The following is a 15323-nucleotide window of genomic DNA, read 5'->3' as shown; positions in this document are numbered from 1 at the left end:
GTTTGACTGGGGCGGTCGCCTCCTAAAGAGTAACGGAGGCGCGCGATGGTAGGCTCAGGACGGTTGGAAACCGTCTGTTAGAGTGCAATGGCATAAGCCTGCCTGACTGCGAGACTGACGAGTCGAGCAGAGACGAAAGTCGGTCATAGTGATCCGGTGGTCCCGAGTGGAAGGGCCATCGCTCAACGGATAAAAGGTACGCCGGGGATAACAGGCTGATGATTCCCAAGAGCTCATATCGACGGAATCGTTTGGCACCTCGATGTCGGCTCATCACATCCTGGGGCTGGAGCAGGTCCCAAGGGTTTGGCTGTTCGCCAATTAAAGTGGTACGTGAGCTGGGTTCAGAACGTCGTGAGACAGTTTGGTCCCTATCTGCCGTGGGCGTCGAAATTTGAGAGGAGTTGACCCTAGTACGAGAGGACCGGGTTGAACATACCTCTGGTGTACCTGTCGTTCCGCCAGGAGCGCAGCAGGGTAGCTATGTATGGACGGGATAACCGCTGAAAGCATCTAAGCGGGAAGCCTCCCTCAAGATAAGATTTCATAGAGCCGTGGAAGACCACCACGTTGATAGATCGGATGTAGAAGCGCGGTAACGTGTGGAGCTAACCGATACTAATTGCTCTATTCGCACTTAAGAGTCCCACCATCAACGACAGTCCTGTAGGATTGTCCGCGACGTGGATGATTGTAAAACAGTCCATATTGCACGGGCATCGATTGAAACCCTTTTTGACCTACGCCGGCTTCATTGCTTGGTGACCATGGCGTCAGTGACCCACCCGATCCCATCTCGAACTCGGACGTGAAACCTGACAGCGCCGATGGTACTATGGCTCAAGCCCTGGAAGAGTAGGACGTCGCCAGGCATTGCAGCCGGCGTATGGTCGAAAAACGGAAAAACCCATTCACAAGTTCAAAGGCCGGCAGCGATGCCGGCCTTTTGCTGTTTTGCGGCGCATGAGCCGCATATTGGTGGCGCGGGATGGAGCAGCCCGGTAGCTCGTCAGGCTCATAACCTGAAGGTCGTAGGTTCAAATCCTACTCCCGCAACCAACAAGACCCGCCTTCCGGCGGGTTTTTTTGTGTCCGGCAGCGGCGAGAGACCGTGCTGCGGGTCGCGATCGCTGGAAAATGCGGCCCAAAGGACCTATTTTGCACCCATGACCACCTATCTCGACGTCACCGCCACCACGCCGCGCACGCGCACCGGCGCCATCAAGCTGCACGGCCCCGATGCCTTCGCCGGCATGCGCCGCGCGGGGCGGATCGCGGCGGAGACGCTCGACGCGCTGGTGCCGCTCGTCAAACCGGGAGTCAGCACGGGCGACCTCGATGATTTCGCGCGCGACGCGATCGTCGCTGCGGGCGCGGTGCCGATCAACATCGGTTATCAGGGCTATCGGCACGCCAGCTGCATCTCGGTGAATCATGTCGTGTGCCACGGCATTCCCGGCGATAAGATTCTGAGCGAAGGCGATATATTGAACATCGACCTGACCGCGGTCGTCGATGGCTGGCACGGCGACACCAGCCGCATGTTCCTCGTCGGCGATGTGCCGCTGAAGGCGAAGCGGCTGGTCGACGTGACCTATGAGTGTCTGATGCTCGGCGTCGCGGCGGCGGTTCCCGGTAACCGGCTCGGCGACATCGGCGATGCGATCCAACGCCATGCCGAAAAACATCGCTATTCGGTGGTGCGCGACTTCGTCGGCCATGGCGTCGGCCTCGTCTATCACGACGAACCCGATGTGCATCATTACGGCCGCCCCGGCACCGGCCCCGAACTGCGCCCGGGCATGATCTTCACGATCGAGCCGATGATCAATATCGGCAAACCGGGGGTGAAGATCCTCGACGACGACTGGACCGCGGTGACCCGCGACCGGTCGCTGTCGGCGCAGTTTGAACATTCGATCGGCATCACCGAAACCGGGCCGGAGATTTTCACGCAGAGCCCCAAAGGGCTGCATCACCCGCCCTATCGGTGAGGCACGCTATTTGGCGAAGAGCTGGCCAAGGTCGGCAAACGCCTTGAATTCCAGCGCATTTCCGGCGGGATCATGGAAGAACATCGTCGACTGCTCGCCGGGCTGGCCCGCGAACCGTGTGTGCGGTTCGATCACGAAGGCGACGCGGTGGGCTTGAAGTCGGTCCGCTAGCGCGCGCCATTCGGCGGGGGGCAGGACGACGCCGAAATGCGGCACCGGCACCGCGTGGCCATCGACCGGATTATGCCCCGCGACGCCCGCGCGCTTCGCATCGACGCGGTGCGCGACGATCTGATGTCCATAGAGGTTGAAGTCGATCCAGTCGGGGTCGCTGCGCCCCTCGGGACAACCGAGAATCCGCCCATAGAAATGGCGCGCGGCGTCGAGGTCGTCGACCGGGAAGGCGATGTGGAACGGGGCGAGGTCGGTCATGCCGCGCTTTTGCCGCAGGCCCGCGCGGAAAGCCACCCCGCCCCTTGGGTTGTGCGCCGCAACATGCTACGCGCGCGCCCATGTTGACGATCAGTAGCCTCACCGTGCGCCTTGGCGGGCGTGCCATTCTCGACCGCGCGACCGCGAGCCTGCCCGGCAAGAGCCGGACCGGGCTGATCGGGCGCAACGGCGCCGGCAAGTCGACGCTGATGAAGGTGATGATCGGCCAGCTCGAGGCCGACGAGGGCGGCATCGAAATGCCGCGCAAGACGCGGCTCGGCTATATCGCGCAGGAAGCGCCGAGCGGCACCGCGACGCCGTTCGACACGGTGCTCGCCGCCGACACCGAGCGCGCCGAATTGCTCGAAGCATCGGAGACGGTGACCGACCCCGACCGGCTCGGTGACATCCACGAGCGGCTGATCGCGATCGACGCCTACACCGCGCCGGCGCGCGCCGCGCGCATCCTGATCGGGCTGGGGTTCGACGAGGCGATGCAGGGTCAGCCGCTCGACAGCTTCTCGGGCGGGTGGAAGATGCGCGTCGCGCTCGCCGCTTTGCTCTTTTCGAACCCCGATTTGCTGCTGCTCGACGAACCGTCGAACCACCTCGACCTCGAAGCGACGATGTGGCTCGAATCCTTCCTCAAATCCTATCCGGGCCAGCTTGTCGTGATCAGCCACGAACGCGACCTGCTCAACAATGTCGTCGACCATATCCTGCATCTCGAGGGCGGCAAGGTGACGCTCTATCCGGGCGGTTACGACGATTTCGAGCGCCAGCGCGCCGAACGCGCGGCGCAGCTTGCCGCGGCGAAGGCGGCGCAGGACGCGCAGCGCGCCAAGCTGCAGGATTATGTCGCACGCAACAGCGCCCGCGCCTCGACCGCGAAACAGGCGCAGTCGCGGGCCAAGCAGCTCGCGCGGATGCAGCCGATCGCGGCGCTGTCCGAAGATCCGAGCCTGACGTTCGATTTCCCCAGCCCCGACGAACTGCGCCCGCCGCTGATCACGCTCGACCTCGCGAGCGTCGGCTACACCCCGGGCAAGCCGATCCTGCAGCGGCTCAACCTGCGCATCGACCCCGACGACCGCATCGCGCTGCTCGGCCGCAACGGCAATGGCAAGACGACGCTGGCGCGGCTGCTCGCGGCGCAGCTGACGCCGATGGACGGCGAAATGGCGGCGACAGGCAAGATGCGCGTCGGCTATTTCACCCAATATCAGGTCGAGGAACTCGACGGCGGCGACACCCCGCTCGAACATATGACGCGGGTGATGGAGGGCAAGACGCAGGGCGCGGTGCGCGCGCAGCTCGGTCGCTTCGGTTTCTCGGGCAACAAGGCGACGACGCAGGTGGCGAAGCTGTCGGGCGGCGAGCGCGCGCGGCTGGCGCTGGCGCTGATCACGCGCGACGCGCCGCACATGCTGATCCTCGACGAACCGACCAACCACCTCGACGTCGATGCGCGCGAGGCGCTGGTGCAGGCGCTCAACGGCTTCGACGGCGCGGTGATCCTCGTCAGCCACGACCGCCACATGCTCGAACTCACCGCCGACCGGCTGGTGCTCGTCGACAATGGCACCGCGCGCGATTTCGACGGCAGCATGGACGATTATGTCGCCTTCATTCTCGGCAAATCGTCCGAGAAGGAGCGCGGCGCGTCGAAGGCCGACCGCAAGGAAGACCGCAAGGCGGCGGCTGCCGCGCGCGAAGCGGCGGCGAAGATCAAGAAGGCGGTGTCGGACGCCGAGGCCGATCTGGCGAAATATGAGGTCGTGCTGACCGCGATCGACCGCGCGATGTTCGATCCCGCAGGCGCGGCGAACGAATATAAGGGGCTGACGATGAGCGAATTGTCGCAGCGCCGCGGCAAGATCGTCGCCGCGCAGCAAGCCGCCGAAGCGCGCTGGGTCGAGGCGAGCGAGGCGCTGGAGCGCGAGACCGCCTAGGCGGTCCGCCGCCGCGCTCTGGCGATCGACACGCTCTGGATCGCCGCCAGCAGGAACAGGATGACCGCGATGAACCCGCCGAGCGCCGTCACGATATAATAGGTTTGCCGCCCGCCGACCGAATTGGTGGTCATCAGATAATGCGGCGACGTGGTCGCCACGCCCTGCTTTTCGAACGCCGCGACGACGTCGGCGGTCAGGCCGTTCTCGACCAGCACCCCCTGCATATGATCGGCGAGGAAGATGTTGGTGCGCGGCGCCTCGCCGCTGTCGGCGAAGGCATAGCTCGCGCGGTCGATGAAGAAACGCACCGGCGCGCCCTTCGCGGCCCCTTCGGCGACGACGGGCACATAGAGGGTCTGGTGGTCGATATCGGCCGAGCGCGAGCGGAACGCCTCGTCCATCTGCAGCGCGCGGTCGGTGTCGGGGACGGCGCGCGCAAAGATCGCCGAGCCTGTCGGCGGTGCCGCGCCGCCGAGCGCGGCGAGATCGACCGTCGCCGGCGGGTCCGACGGGTCGGGGAGCGTCTGCGAGTATAGATAGGAACCGCCCGCGACGAGCGCGAGGATGACGCCGCACACCAACATGCCGGTGCGCACGCGGTGCAGGATCAGCACCGGATCGTCGCCCGCGATCAGCGAGGCCTGGTTCAGCAATTCGCGCTCGCGGAGCACGCGAAACGCGGGGATGGCGAGGATGAAGGCGGGGACGAGCGCGGTCCAGACCTGCTCATACCCGCCCCATTTCGCGATCTGCCAATCGGCGAGCCAGCGATAAAGGCCGCTGAAATGGCTATATTCCCACCAGGCCCAGCCCGCGACGAGCGCCAGCCAGCCGAGCGCAAGCCAGAAACGGAGCGCCGATGGCCGCGCCATGCTTTGCTCGTCGTCCACCTTCGGGGTGCCCGGCAGGTGCGTCAGGGGCCGGTCTTTACCGGCGCGATGTTGACCTTCTGGGTGAGGTTCGTTGCGGGCGAAAATTTGTTCGCCACCGCGGTCGGTCCGTCGAACTTGATGTGGAAGTCGCCGCTGGCGCCCTGGACATTGTCGAGCGCGTCCTCGGTCAGTTCGACCGCGCCGGCTTTCGACACTTCGGTTTCGCGTTTCTTGGTCATGGTCTGTCTCCAAATAAGCCGGGGTTCAGCCCGGCGCCACAAGCGACCCAAGTCTCGCTCGTCCCAGATACACTGGAACCGGCATGGGAGATAGGCCGATTCGGCCACCCCGTCAGTGCGCCGGGTCACAGCCACGGCATGCGGCATGTCGATTGACTCGGCGGCCGTATTCCATCATAATAGTTTCAATTGAAACTAGATGAGGAATGACCATGGCCGACCTGTTCGACAATCCGCTCGGCCTCGACGGTTTCGAATTCGTCGAATTTTCGGCGCCCAAAAAGGGCGTGCTCGAACCGGTGTTTGCCGCGATGGGCTTCACGCTGATCGCGCGCCACCGCTCGAAGGATGTCCAGCTGTGGCGCCAGGGCGGCATCAACCTGATCGCCAATTACCAGCCCAAATCGCCCGCCGCCTATTTCGCCGCCGAACATGGTCCGTCGGCGTGCGGCATGGGCTGGCGCGTGCGCGACGCGGCGAAGGCCTATGCCGAGGCGATCGAACGCGGCGCCGAACCGGTCGAGGTGATGCCGGGGCCGATGGAATTGCGCCTGCCCGCGATCCGCGGCATCGGCGGCTCGATCATCTATCTGGTCGACCGCTATGGCGACGACCTCAGCATCTACGACATCGACTTCGTGTACGAGGAAGGCGTCGATCGCCATCCGGTCGGCGCGGGCATGCAGCTGATCGATCATCTGACCCACAATGTCTATGGCGGCCGCATGGCGCACTGGGCGGCGTTCTACGAGCGCATCGCGGGCTTCCGCGAGATCCGCTATTTCGACATCAAGGGCGAATATACCGGGCTGACGTCGAAGGCGATGACCGCCCCCGACGGCAAGATCCGCATCCCGCTCAACGAGGAAGGCGCCGGCGGCAAGGGCCAGATCGAGGAATATCTGCGCGCTTATAATGGCGAGGGCATCCAGCATATCGCGTTCAGCTGCGACGATCTCTACGCCGCCTGGGACAAATTGAAGGCGCTCGGCAACCCCTTCGCACCGGCACCGCCCGCGACCTATTACGAGATGCTCGAAGGCCGCCTGCCCGGCCACGGCGAGTCGGTCGAGGGCCTCCAGTCGCGCGGCATCCTCCTCGACGGCTCGACCGAGGACGGCGATCCGCGCCTGCTGCTCCAGATTTTCGGCCAGACGGTGATCGGCCCGGTCTTCTTCGAATTCATCCAGCGCAAGAAGGACGAGGGGTTCGGCGAAGGCAATTTCACCGCCTTGTTCAAGTCGATGGAAATGGACCAGATCCGCCGCGGCGCGCTGACCGTCGAGGAGCCCGCCGAATGACCAGCCCGATCAAATTGGGCGGCGTCCACCACGCCGCCTATCGCTGCAAGGACGCGAAGCAGACGGTCGACTGGTACGAGCGCATGCTCGGCATGACCTATACCACCGCCTTTGCCGAGGATCATGTGCCGTCGACGGGCGAATATGATCCCTATATGCATGTCTTCCTCGACGCGGGGAACGGCAACATCCTGGCGTTTTTCGAGCTGCCCAACCAGCCCGACATGGGACGCGACACCAACACCCCGGCGTGGGTGCAGCATCTGGCGTTCAAGGTCGGCAGCTATGACGAGCTGGTTGCCGCCAAGGCGCATCTCGAGGGCGAGGGCGTCGACGTGCTCGGCCCGACGCATCACGGCATCTTCAAGTCGATCTATTTCTTCGACCCCAACGGCCACCGCGTCGAACTCGCCTGCGACATCGGCACCGCCGAGCAATATGCCGAACTGCGCCGTGTCGCGCCGCTGATGCTCGAAGAATGGAGCCAGACCAAGAAAGCGCCGCGCCACGCGGATTGGCTGCACACGGCGGCGAACGAGTAAACTAACTCACTTCTATTCCCGTTCGTGTCGAGCGAAGTCGAGACACGCGAAGACATGCGCCAACCAAGCGTCTCTCGACTTCGCTCGAGACGAACGGGGTTGGGGCCGTGGCGCGCCTACTTTCGATCCAGCCCCATGCTCTGCAGCGTCGCGCCGCTGCATTTGTCGGCTTCCTTGGTCTTGCCGTCGCCCGACAGCGCGCCGATCGCCAGGAACCCGGCGACCACCGCGACCAGGAAGGCGCCGGTGACCCAGATCAGATATTTGTCGATGAACGCCTTGATCGGCGCCCCGAACAGCCGGAACAATATCCCGACCAGCAGGAAGGAAAAGGCCCGGCTGGCGAGGCTCGCCCACAGGAAGGTCCAGAAATTCATGTGGATGAAGCCGGCGGTGATCGTCAGCAGCTTGAACGGGATCGGCGTCGCGCCCTTGATCAGGATGATCTCGGCGCCGAACTCGCGCAGGTAACAGGCGGCGGGCGGGAAGGCGTCGGTCAGCCCGAGCACCCCGAGCAGCCACAGCCCGACGCTTTCATAGAGGAAGAAGCCGATCGCGTAGCCGAACATGCCGCCCGCGACCGAGGCGAGGGTGCAGATGACCGCATAACGCACCGCCTTTTTCGGGTTGGCGAGGCACATCAGGCCGAGCAGCGGGTGCGGCGGGATCGGGAAGAAGCTCGCCTCGACAAAGGCGACCAGCGCCAGCCAGGCCTCGGCGTGCGGGTGCGCCGATTTCTCCATCGTCCAGTTGTACATGCGATGGATCAGGCCGGGCCGATGGGTGGTGGCGGTCATGCTGGTCCTTTGATGCGAGAATTCGCGCGAGCGTACCTATGGCGGCGGGCCGGGGCGAAGTCGAGATACTGTTCCCCGGCGAAAGCCGGGGCCCAGATTGCTAGCCCAGCCGTGCCCTCATGGGCCCCGGCTTTCGCCGGGGAACATCCATCAATGCCTAAAATGCCGCATCCCGGTGAACACCATCGCGAGCCCCGCCACGTTCGCCGCCGCGATGACCTCGTCGTCGCGGATCGAGCCGCCCGGCTGGATGACGCAGGTCGCACCAGCCTCGACCGCCGCCAGCAGACCGTCGGCGAAGGGGAAAAAGGCGTCGCTCGCCACCGCGCTGCCGACCGTGCGGGCTTCGGCCCAGCCATGGCTCTCGGCCGCCTCGCGCGCCTTGACCGCGGCGATGCGCGCGCTGTCGCGGCGGTTCATCTGCCCCGCGCCGATTCCCGCGGTCGATCCGCCCTTGGCGTAAACGATCGCGTTCGACTTCACATGCTTGGCGATCGTCCAGGCGAACAGCGCGTCGCTCAGCTCTTCCTCGGTCGGGGCGCGGTCGGTGACGATTTTCAGGTCGGCGCGGGTGATGTGGCCGTTGTCGCGGCTCTGCGCCAGCCAGCCGCCGGCGATCGTCTTCATCATGATGCCGCCGCGCGCCGGGTCGGGCAGTTCGCCGGTGAGCAGCAGGCGCAGGTTCTTTTTCTTCGCGAACACCGCGCGCGCGTCGGCGTCGGCGTCGGGGGCGCAGACCACCTCGGTGAAAATGCCGCTGATCGCCTCGGCCGTCGCGCCGTCGAGCGGGCGGTTGACCGCGATGATGCCGCCGAACGCCGACACATCGTCGCATTTCAGCGCCGCGTCATAGGCCTCGGCGATCGTGGCTGCCGTGGCGACGCCGCAGGGGTTGGCGTGCTTGACGATGACGCAGGTCGGATCGGCCTCGCGGAATTCGGCGACGAGTTCGAGCGCGGCGTCGGCGTCGTTGATATTGTTGTAGCTGAGTTCCTTGCCCTGAACCTGTTGCGCCTGCGCGATGCCGCGCCCGGCGGGGCCGGCGGGCAGATAGAGCGCCGCCTTCTGGTGCGGATTCTCGCCGTAACGCAGTTCGTTCGACAGCTTCGCGGTCAGCGGCAGCGTGTCGGGGAAGAATTTGCCCTGGTCGGCGAAAGCGAACCATTGCGCGATCATGCCGTCATAGGTCGCGGTGTGCGCAAAGGCGGTGGCGGCGAGGCGCTTGCGCAGCGCCAATGTGGTCGCGCCATTGTTGGCGTCCATTTCGGCGATCAGCGCGGCATAATCCTCGGGCTCGGTGACGATGCCGACGAAGGCGTGGTTCTTCGCCGACGAGCGCACCATCGCGGGGCCGCCGATGTCGATATTCTCGATGATCGTATCGCGGTCGGCGCCGCTCATCACGGTCTGGAGGAAGGGGTAGAGGTTGACGACCACCAGATCGATCGCGCCGATCCCGTGCGTCTCCATCGACGCGACATGCGCCGCGTCGTCGCGCACCGCGAGGATGCCGCCGTGGACGGTCGGGTGCAGCGTCTTGACGCGGCCGTCCATCATCTCGGGAAAACCGGTGAGGTCGGAGACGTCGAGCACCTCGTGCCCGGCCTCGCGCAGCGCCTTGGCGGTGCCGCCGGTCGACACCAGCTCGACCCCGTGGCGGACGAGCGCGGCGGCAAGCTCGGCGAGCCCCGCCTTGTCGCTGACGGACAGCAGGGCGCGGCGGACGGGAATCAGGTCGGTCATGGGGAAGGCGGCCTTTGCAGGATGGGAAAGACGCGGCCCCCCTAGGCGCCAAGGGACGTTAGGGCAAGCGTCGTCGCCCCCGCGAAGGCGGGGGCCGCTGGCAACCTTGCGCTAGACCTCTTGCGGCCCCCGCCTTCGCGGGGGCGACGGATATCAGATTCCCAGCGCCGCCGCGATATGGTCCCAGCGCAGCAGTTTGAAATTCTGCGCCCTGGGGGCGTTGTCGCCGTCCTGCGCGAGGAACAGGCCGTCGGGATAGTCGGGGCCGAAATGGCCCGCGACCGCCTCGATGCCGTCGGTGTCGCTGGTCGCGCCATATTTGCCGGCGGTCACCGCGAAGCGGCCGACATAGTCCATGCCCGGCAGCTTGAAGACCGCATAGGCGTTGTCGCCCTGGCTCGACGCGAGCAGGTAGCGCTGGCCCTTATGGTCGATCGTCGCAAGGCCCTCGACGTCGGCGACGAGGCGCTGGTTGTCGACCGGCGCGACCATCTTGGCGTCGACGCCCGCGCCATTGGCGGTAAGCCGCCAGATGCCGGCATCCTCTTCGCCGACGTACAGCGTATCGCCGTCGAAGACGCAGCCTTCGGACTGGGTCGGGATCTTGTGCTCCCATTGCGCGGTAAAGCGCGGCGCGGCGCCGTCGACGGCCAGCGTCCCGACGCGCACCGTGCCGTCCTTGATGATCAGCGCGGCGGTCAACGGTTCGCCCGGCGCGGTTTTTTTCAGGCAGAAGCCATAGGCCTCGCCGGTGCCCGCCGCGGCGCGGCCGAGCGCGGTCAAACCCGCGGTGGCGGGATCGATCCGGAACAGCGCGATATGCGCGTTGACGCCATCGTTGCGGTCGCTCGCCGCGACGATATTGCCGACGACGTCGACATTGTTGACGAGGCCGCCCTTGATGAAGGCGATGTCCTTACCGGTCAGGTCATAGACGTGGATGCCCGCCTTCTTGTCGGTGGCGATGATCAGCGCGCGGTTCGGGTTGGCGGGATCGACCCAGATCGCCGGATCGTCGGCGGCATCGGCCTTGCCGGTGCCGACCGGATCGGTCTCGCCGGTCGCGGCGACCGGGACCGGCGGCAGGCCGAAAAAGACGGGTTCCTTGGCGCCGCAGCCGGCGAGCGCCGTTGCGAGGCCGAGGGTGGCGAAGAGTTTTAGGGTCTTGGTCATGTCATTTCCCCGATGCGACACAGGCACCACCGTCCGGCCCGACCTCGCCCGAACAACGGCGCGTGGCCAGCGTCGGTTCGGTGATTTCGGACAGGCGATTGCCCTTGTCGGTGCGTGTCAGGTCGAAGCCGTCGTACAGCTTGCCGGAGGCGGTGAAGGTACGGAATTTGATCGTCTTCGGCTCGACGTCGACGATCTGGTACAGCTCGGTCGCCTCGGCGACCTTGTCGGGTTGCCAGGGCGTGCGGTCGTTGAGCTTGTACATCTTCGATCCGGTCACCGAGACCAGATAGACCGGACCCTGGATCATGCCGTCGGCGCGCGCCTTGGCGCTTGCCTCGCGGCCCGCCTCGCCGGTCAGGCGGCTGTAACAATGGTCGTGGCCCTGCAGCACCAGGTCGACCTTGCGCGCCTCGAACACCGGCTTCCACGCCGCCTTGATCTCGGCGGTGTCGTTGGGGCGGGCGCAGGTGAAGACCGGCTGGTGGAACAGCACGACGTTCCAGTTCGCTTTCGACGCGGCGAGCGTCTTGTCGAGCCATTCGGTCTGCGCCTGCATCGACCCGAGGTCGATCGCCGCGGTGCCGTCGAGGACGATGAAGCGCACGCCTTGGTAGTCGGTGTAATAGGTCGTCGCTTCGACCGGCTTCACCCCGTTCCAGGGCAGCGCGAACTGCGCCGGCCAATAGGGGCCGAGCTTGCGGCTTTCGGTGCCGTCGGGCCGGATGTCGTCGACATATTCATGGTTGCCGGTCGCCGGCACCTGCGGGACGATCGCATAATTATAGCCGCCGGCCTGATTCCACTCGCCCCATTCGTCGTCATGGTCGAGGTCGTCGCGCTGGCCGACGAGGTCGCCGGCATGGACGACGAGGCGGATGTCGCCATTGGCGTGGAACGCCTGGCGGATCACGCGGCTGGCATAGGTCAATATACCGTTCTGGACATCGCCGAGATAGAGGAAGCGAAAGGGCTTGTCCGCGGCGGCGGCGGTGCGGAACTGATACCATTCGCTCCAGCCCGCGGCGCCCTTCACCCGGTAGCTGTACGCGGTATCGGGGGTCAGGCCCTCGAAGCGGATCTGGTGATAGAGCGCGGGGCCATAGCTGCTGTCGACCGGCATCGACGTGCCGCCGACCAGCTTTGCCTTTTCCGCGAGCGTCGGCCCATCGACCGACACCGCGAGCTGGGCCTGCGCCTCGGGCTGCGCGGTGTCGGTGCGAAAGGCGACCGCCATCTCACGCGCCGGGTCGGCCCCGGGCGTGAGGACGATGCGGTCGGCAAGATTTTTGGGGGCATAGGGGAGACCCGCCGAACGGGGGATGGGCTGGCCATCCTCCGTCCGCGTCACGATCGGGAACCCCGTTGTCGCGGGTTCGGCGGCCGCCGCCGTCCCCGCCAGCACCGTCGCCGCGAGCAGCGACAGAGCAAGGCCCGAGCGCGTCTTCGTCATCATGTCTTCCCCGTGCCCCGACGTCATCAGAAGCTCGCCGAAACGCCGAACTTCGCGGTCCAGCTGTATTTTTCATACTGCAGGATGCGCTTCGCGCCCGCGAAGTTCTGATAGGCGAAATAGGGCGCGTCGGTGACGTTGATCCATTCGGCGAACAGGCGAATGTCCTTGGTGACGCGGAACTTCGCCGACAGGTCGAGCTGGAAATGCTGATCGACGAAACGATCCTCGTCGGCATCGCCGCCCAGTTCGTCGAGATATTTGTCGCGATAGGTCCCCGCGGCGCGCAGCGAGATCGGACCCTTTTCATACCCCAGCGCGACGTTGAAGGTGTGCTTCGCCGATGCGGGCAGGTTGATACGGCGCGGATCGGTCAGGTCGTCGCCCGCGAACACCGTGCCCTTGGCGTCGGTGAAGGTGTAGTTGGCGTTGAGCAGCAGCCCGTCGAGCGGCGCAGGCAGGAAGGTGAAGCGCTGCGCGAAGCTCAGCTCGATCCCCTTGACCTTCGCGGTCTCGCCGTTTGTGAAGGTCGTCGCCTTCGTATAATCGATGCCGAGGATTTCGCCCGGGGTGGTGTCGGTGAGCTCGACGATGAAATCGTCGATCGACTTCCAGAACACCCCGGCGGTCAGCGCCGAATTGTTGCCGAAATAATATTCGGCCGACGCATCGATGTTCCAGGCGCGATAGGGCTTCAGGTTCGGGTTGCCGAACTCGGCTTCCAGTTCCTCGTTCAGGACGACGCGCGGCGCCAGGTTCGACAGCTTGGGCCGCACCAGATTCTTGTAGCCCGCGAGGCGCAGGACCAGGTTCTGGGCGGGTTCGAAGCGGAAGGTCAGGCTGGGCAGCCAGTCGGTGTAGTTGCGGGTGATCCGGTTCGGCGTGATGTCCAGCGTGTCCTCGTTGATCGCGAAGGCGCGGATGTCGTTATAGGTGCGCTCGAAACGGACCCCGCCGACGATGCGCAGCGCGCTGCTGTCATAGCGGCCGAGCAGATAGCCCGCGAGCACATCCTCATCGATCGCATAATCCGACGAGGTCGAATTGATGATCGTGTCGTCCTCGTTGAGCCTGAAGGCGTCGGGATTGCCGTAGTAGAAGAGGCTCGGCGCATGCTTGTCGGGCAGCGGCCCCAGATCCTGAATACGATAATTGTAGCTGGCGGCGAGGACGTTGCCGAGGTTGTAGGTGCCGTTGAACCCGTCATAGACCAGCGCGTCGAGGTCGTAGGACTTCGAACGCCAGCGCGACTTGACCCCGCCCTGCAGCGTGAAGGTGCCGTCGTTCATCGCGAACTCGCGCGCCACGTCGCCGCGCGCCATCCATTCGCGGTCCTGCGAATCCGACAGGTCGGTGATTTCCAGTTCGTTGAAGCCATAGCTCGCGGTGTTGTTGAACAACGCGGTGTTGCCGCTGACCGCGAACAGCGGCCGGCGCGGGTCCGAATAGTCGAAATTGACCCCGACCTCGTTCGCGCCGGTGCCCGAGAAGCGGGCGCGGAAGCGCGTCGGGTCGACCGAGCCGTCTTCCTTCTCGCTCGCCTTCGAATAGCTGCCCGAATAGGTCAGCTTCCAGGGGCCGGTTTCGGTTTCGCCGCCGACGACGAGCGAGGCGATCTTCTGCTTTTCGAACCGGTCCTTCATGCGGCGGCGCACCTCGATGCGGCCGTCGGCGCTCGAGAATTCGGCGCTGGTCTCGGTCGATTCGCGCGGATCGCCGCTCATGATGAAGATCACGTCGCCGCGATATTCCTGGTCGGAGAACTGGCTGTAGAGGCCGCGCGCATAAAGCTTGGTGGTGTCGCTCGGGCGCCAGTCGAGGCTGAGCGAGCCGCCGAGGCGCTTCCGTTCGACGTCATAGTCGCGATACTGGATTTCGCGCGCAAAGGCGTTGCCGTCCTGTTCGTCCCAGTCGGCCGCCTCGATATTGTCGGTTTCGAACTTGCGCTGGTAATAGCTGATGCCGCCCGCGATGCCGAAATTGTCGGTGACGCGGGTCGAGAAATCGAGGCTGCCCTTGGGGGTCAGCGCGTCGGCATAATTGTTGTAGCTGCCCTCAAGCTTGACCGAGAGCAGGTCCTTCTTGCGGTCGAAGGCGCTGGTGGTGTGGATTTCGATCGACGCGCCGATCGTGTCGGCGTCCATGTCGGGGGTCAGCGACTTCTTGACCTCGATCGATTCGATCAGTTCGGCGGCGACGACGTCGAGCGCGACCGAGCGGACGTCGCTTTCGGGTGCGGGCAGGCGCGCGCCGTTGATCGAGGCGGCGTTGAGTTCGGGGTCGAGGCCGCGGACCGAGATGAAGCGGCCTTCGCCCTGGTCGTTGAGGATGTTCACGCCTGGCAGGCGGCGCAGCGATTCGGCGACATTCTGGTCGGGGAACTGGCCGATCGCGTCGCGGGTCAGGACGCTTTCGACGCCGTCGGCGGCGCGCTGGCGCGACAGGCTGCTCGACAGGTTCGCGGCCTGACCGACGACGAGGATGCTGCCGTCGGTGCCGACCGAGAGATTGGCGATCACATTGCCGCTGTCGGTGACCGTGACGCTCCGGGTGACGCGCTCGGCGCCGCTATAGCGTGCTTCGAGCGTGTATGTGCCCGCGGGAACGTCGACGAAGCGATAGCTGCCGTCGCGGCTGGCTTCGGCGACGCGGCCGAGTTCGACGATGCGCACTTCGGTGCCCTGCAGCGCGCGGGTGTCGGTGGCATCGGTGACGGTGCCGGTGATGTCGGAGGCAAAGGCGGTGCCGGGAATCGCGGCGGCGAGCGAAAGACAGGTGCCGAGCAGGATGCGCGACCGGACATTCAAAAGCTTGGACATAAA

General features: G+C 65.2%; 12 protein-coding genes, 1 tRNA gene and 2 rRNA genes (1 of these 15 running past the window's edge). 7 read left to right on the top strand and 8 right to left on the bottom strand.

Translation table 11 applies throughout. From position 1 onward, the window contains the following. The 4 genes from AC3WS4_RS06080 to map all read left to right on the top strand — a co-directional run. Window positions 1-641, top strand: a 23S ribosomal RNA gene (locus AC3WS4_RS06080); it begins 2153 nt to the left of the window's first position. 116 nt (window positions 642-757) lie between these two features. Then, window positions 758-872: ribosomal RNA gene (gene rrf / locus AC3WS4_RS06075) — 5S ribosomal RNA — on the top strand. Window positions 873-982: 110 nt separating this feature from the next. Further along, a tRNA-Met gene (locus tag AC3WS4_RS06070) sits at window positions 983-1059 on the top strand. 107 nt (window positions 1060-1166) lie between these two features. Continuing rightward, a complete protein-coding gene (map, locus tag AC3WS4_RS06065; protein WP_492735718.1) occupies window positions 1167-1994 on the top strand; it encodes a type I methionyl aminopeptidase in 828 nt (275 codons plus the stop codon). A gap of 6 nt (window positions 1995-2000) precedes the next feature. Here map and AC3WS4_RS06060 read toward each other — a convergent pair whose 3' ends face one another. Continuing rightward, window positions 2001-2426: a VOC family protein gene (locus tag AC3WS4_RS06060; protein ID WP_492735720.1), complete on the bottom strand. Its 426-nt coding sequence runs from the start codon at window positions 2424-2426 to the stop codon at window positions 2001-2003. A gap of 80 nt (window positions 2427-2506) precedes the next feature. On the opposite strand from AC3WS4_RS06060, the gene AC3WS4_RS06055 reads away from it, so the two are divergent. Beyond that, the gene (locus AC3WS4_RS06055; protein ID WP_492735722.1) at window positions 2507-4378 is read left to right on the top strand and encodes an ABC-F family ATP-binding cassette domain-containing protein; all 1872 of its coding nucleotides are present in this window, start codon (window positions 2507-2509) and stop codon (window positions 4376-4378) included. On the opposite strand, the gene AC3WS4_RS06050 is transcribed toward AC3WS4_RS06055, so the two are convergent. Further along, on the bottom strand, window positions 4375-5253 hold the full coding sequence (locus AC3WS4_RS06050; protein WP_492735724.1) for a hypothetical protein: 879 nt from the start codon (window positions 5251-5253) through the stop codon (window positions 4375-4377). The two genes, AC3WS4_RS06055 and AC3WS4_RS06050, sit on opposite strands and share 4 nt — an antisense overlap. 41 nt (window positions 5254-5294) lie before the next feature. Further along, the gene (locus tag AC3WS4_RS06045; RefSeq protein WP_187142152.1) at window positions 5295-5492 is read right to left on the bottom strand and encodes a hypothetical protein; all 198 of its coding nucleotides are present in this window, start codon (window positions 5490-5492) and stop codon (window positions 5295-5297) included. Between the two features lie 212 nt (window positions 5493-5704). Here AC3WS4_RS06045 and hppD point away from each other — a divergent pair, with 212 nt between their 5' ends. Both hppD and AC3WS4_RS06035 read left to right on the top strand, forming a co-directional pair. Beyond that, entirely contained in the window at window positions 5705-6793 is a 1089-nt protein-coding gene (gene hppD / locus AC3WS4_RS06040) for a 4-hydroxyphenylpyruvate dioxygenase (RefSeq protein WP_492735726.1), read from the top strand. Then, window positions 6790-7335: a VOC family protein gene (locus AC3WS4_RS06035; RefSeq protein ID WP_492735728.1), complete on the top strand. Its 546-nt coding sequence runs from the start codon at window positions 6790-6792 to the stop codon at window positions 7333-7335. Before hppD ends, AC3WS4_RS06035 begins: the two co-directional genes overlap by 4 nt. Window positions 7336-7451: 116 nt before the next feature. Here AC3WS4_RS06035 and AC3WS4_RS06030 read toward each other — a convergent pair whose 3' ends face one another. The 5 genes from AC3WS4_RS06030 to AC3WS4_RS06010 form a co-directional block, all read right to left on the bottom strand. Then, window positions 7452-8105 (bottom strand): YqaA family protein, encoded by a 654-nt coding sequence (locus AC3WS4_RS06030; RefSeq protein WP_056347043.1) that lies wholly within the window; start codon window positions 8103-8105, stop codon window positions 7452-7454. Between the two features lie 177 nt (window positions 8106-8282). Beyond that, window positions 8283-9875: a bifunctional phosphoribosylaminoimidazolecarboxamide formyltransferase/IMP cyclohydrolase gene (gene purH / locus AC3WS4_RS06025; protein ID WP_492735730.1), complete on the bottom strand. Its 1593-nt coding sequence runs from the start codon at window positions 9873-9875 to the stop codon at window positions 8283-8285. 153 nt (window positions 9876-10028) lie between these two features. Continuing rightward, window positions 10029-11048 (bottom strand): phytase, encoded by a 1020-nt coding sequence (locus AC3WS4_RS06020; protein ID WP_492735731.1) that lies wholly within the window; start codon window positions 11046-11048, stop codon window positions 10029-10031. A 1-nt stretch (window position 11049) separates the two neighbouring features. Next, window positions 11050-12501 carry a purple acid phosphatase family protein gene (locus tag AC3WS4_RS06015; protein WP_492742666.1) on the bottom strand — a complete coding sequence of 484 codons (1452 nt, stop codon included), beginning with the start codon at window positions 12499-12501 and terminating at the stop codon, window positions 11050-11052. 26 nt (window positions 12502-12527) lie between these two features. Continuing rightward, entirely contained in the window at window positions 12528-15320 is a 2793-nt protein-coding gene (locus tag AC3WS4_RS06010; RefSeq protein ID WP_492735735.1) for a TonB-dependent receptor, read from the bottom strand. Window positions 15321-15323: the final 3 nt, after the last annotated feature.

It is taken from the genome of Sphingopyxis sp. EU05-FHT14B03, assembly GCF_058790875.1.
Note: the sequence above shows the minus strand (reverse complement) of the source record. Positions and strands in the feature narration are given on the sequence as shown.

Bases quoted from the DNA above. Each gene is read 5' to 3' on its own strand.
- map (WP_492735718.1), top strand. From the start codon at position 1,167: ATGACCACCTATCTCGACGTCACCGCCACCACGCCGCGCACGCGCACC.
- AC3WS4_RS06060 (WP_492735720.1), bottom strand. From the start codon at position 2,426: ATGACCGACCTCGCCCCGTTCCACATCGCCTTCCCGGTCGACGACCTC.
- AC3WS4_RS06055 (WP_492735722.1), top strand. From the start codon at position 2,507: ATGTTGACGATCAGTAGCCTCACCGTGCGCCTTGGCGGGCGTGCCATT.
- AC3WS4_RS06050 (WP_492735724.1), bottom strand. From the start codon at position 5,253: ATGGCGCGGCCATCGGCGCTCCGTTTCTGGCTTGCGCTCGGCTGGCTG.
- AC3WS4_RS06045 (WP_187142152.1), bottom strand. From the start codon at position 5,492: ATGACCAAGAAACGCGAAACCGAAGTGTCGAAAGCCGGCGCGGTCGAA.
- hppD (WP_492735726.1), top strand. From the start codon at position 5,705: ATGGCCGACCTGTTCGACAATCCGCTCGGCCTCGACGGTTTCGAATTC.
- AC3WS4_RS06035 (WP_492735728.1), top strand. From the start codon at position 6,790: ATGACCAGCCCGATCAAATTGGGCGGCGTCCACCACGCCGCCTATCGC.
- purH (WP_492735730.1), bottom strand. From the start codon at position 9,875: ATGACCGACCTGATTCCCGTCCGCCGCGCCCTGCTGTCCGTCAGCGAC.
- AC3WS4_RS06020 (WP_492735731.1), bottom strand. From the start codon at position 11,048: ATGACCAAGACCCTAAAACTCTTCGCCACCCTCGGCCTCGCAACGGCG.
- AC3WS4_RS06015 (WP_492742666.1), bottom strand. From the start codon at position 12,501: ATGACGAAGACGCGCTCGGGCCTTGCTCTGTCGCTGCTCGCGGCGACG.
- AC3WS4_RS06010 (WP_492735735.1), bottom strand. From the start codon at position 15,320: ATGTCCAAGCTTTTGAATGTCCGGTCGCGCATCCTGCTCGGCACCTGT.